Origin of the sequence: Vibrio sp. 10N.222.48.A3 (assembly GCF_041475345.1) — a bacterium.
Classification (GTDB): domain Bacteria; phylum Pseudomonadota; class Gammaproteobacteria; order Enterobacterales; family Vibrionaceae; genus Vibrio; species Vibrio tasmaniensis_A.
Genome location: NZ_JBFRVX010001569.1, coordinates 1 through 1946, shown reverse-complemented (window position 1 = coordinate 1946; position 1946 = coordinate 1). Strand labels below are relative to the sequence as shown.

The 1946-nt window shown below is 35.8% G+C and carries 1 protein-coding gene and 1 pseudogene; both read left to right on the top strand.

What is annotated here, in order from left to right:
• Positions 1-89: 89 nt before the first annotated feature.
• Positions 90-1544 (top strand): hypothetical protein, encoded by a 1455-nt coding sequence (locus AB4653_RS27790; RefSeq protein WP_009845507.1) that lies wholly within the window; start codon positions 90-92, stop codon positions 1542-1544.
• 210 nt (positions 1545-1754) lie between these two features.
• Positions 1755-1946: pseudogene (locus tag AB4653_RS27785) on the top strand (N-acetyltransferase); the annotation flags it as partial.

Sequence of the window (1946 nt, the reverse complement as noted above, 5' to 3'; positions counted from 1 at the left end):
CATTAAACAAAATCGAATTCGTTAACTAATTTAAGAGTATTACTATTTTAATATTTTTAAATCTCAACAAATAATAGAGATCCATTTAAATGAAAATGATGATACCAATTTTGTGCGTTCTGGCTTTATCAGCTTGTGGTGGTGGCGGTGATGGTGGGAGTAATCCGACAATTCACAAAAAAGCTACTGGAAAAGTAATCGATGGTTATATTGTAGGCGCTACCGTTTTTCTAGATATAAATAATGATGGTAAGTATAACGCAAACACTGAACCTAGAGCTTTAACTACAAAAGGTGGTAGTTATGAGCTTGACCTAAATGAAACCCAAGATAAATGCCTTGGTTATGCTCCAACGATAGTAGATGTTCCTGTTGGCGCTATTGATGAAGATTTGGGGCCTGTAAAAAATGCTTATCGTATGGTCTTACCCCCTGAATTTAAAGAACAGGTCGATTTCAAAAACCGTTTTATCACCCCTTTAACTTCATCTTTATGGGCGACAGTAGAAACCAGTAATGGTAAAAGTAACTATACGTGTCAGGATCTAATGAGCGATATAGAAAAACAAACTAAACAGGCTCAAGCGTTAGAGCATGCTCTTACAGAAACAATTCGCACATATAATATTTCTGAGGCTAAAATTTATGGTGACTTTATTGCATCCGAAGATAGTGACCTTGCCTTAAAGGCCCAAAATATCGTAACAGGTCTAAAGAAATCGTTCACAGATACAAAAGATTTACAACAAACCAACCCCAATAGCTATGTGCAAGTTCATTACTACTTCAAAGATGAAAACGGCGCTAGGAATTGGTATAAAAAGGTTTATATTTCTTCTCTAGGTACTAATCAATCAGCAAAGCAAACAACCACAAAAATGAGCGATGATTTGTTAACAGAGGTGGAAGTGTTGTCTGAGTCCACATCGGTTAACCTTTCAACTCAGTGGGGTGTTTACAACAATACTTTTGATATTGCTAGTATTAACAACTTTAATAGCAGCATCCGTCCGGGGTGTACATTCACAGAGAAAATCATTATTAAAGATGATAAATTTGATAATGTACTATCTAACATTGCCTACGATGGTAATATACATAACTTAGTAAATTGTCAATCTCTGGATCTAACAAATAAAATAGTCTCTAGAACTACTTCAACTTGGAAATATAACAAGAGCATCAAAGAACAATTAAATCGTACTTATGTCGACTGGAATGAGCATACTTTTGGAAAAGGCGATGACTTTGGATTATCGACAGTCGTTAATGTTAAAAGTCATTTAAATAGTTTAGATACTGAAAATATCAAAACAAACATTATGGGTAGATATAAAGATTACTCTAGTAATGAATTAGGTGACGCATCTAAGGTCATACGGTCAAAGATAGTTAATGATCAGAGTAAAGAAATCACCTATTGGAAAACACTCTTTCGTGCATCTCCGACGACATATTCACGAAGAATAACATCGTCAGATCAAACTTCTGTATACGAAAAAAGTACTGACGGAACTAATTGGGTAGTATCGAGTAAACCGTAGTCGTTAAGTATGTATATAATTGATGGGGTGGGTTGCTTAAATGTCACGCCCCATTCACTTCTATTAAAAAATATCTTCCTATGCCCACTAGAACCTCACTTTCAGCTGCTAACTCTGAAATAAGTAGTGACGTACCGTTTACTCAGAGATTTGGGTACTCGAATTTCAATCGTAGGCAAGGCTTTCGAAATAACCATTGGGAGTACTCGTATGGATGTATTTTTGCATTTACTTCAAACAAGTGATGCTAGGGCGCTCTTGGAATTTGAAGTAGACAATAGAGATTGGTTCGAGATGTCTGTACCACCACGGGAAGAAAGTTTTTATTCACTTTCAGGTGTAGAGAAGCAGATTGCTAGTTTTTTAGCGGAATATGAAAGTGATGAGATGATTCCTATGTTG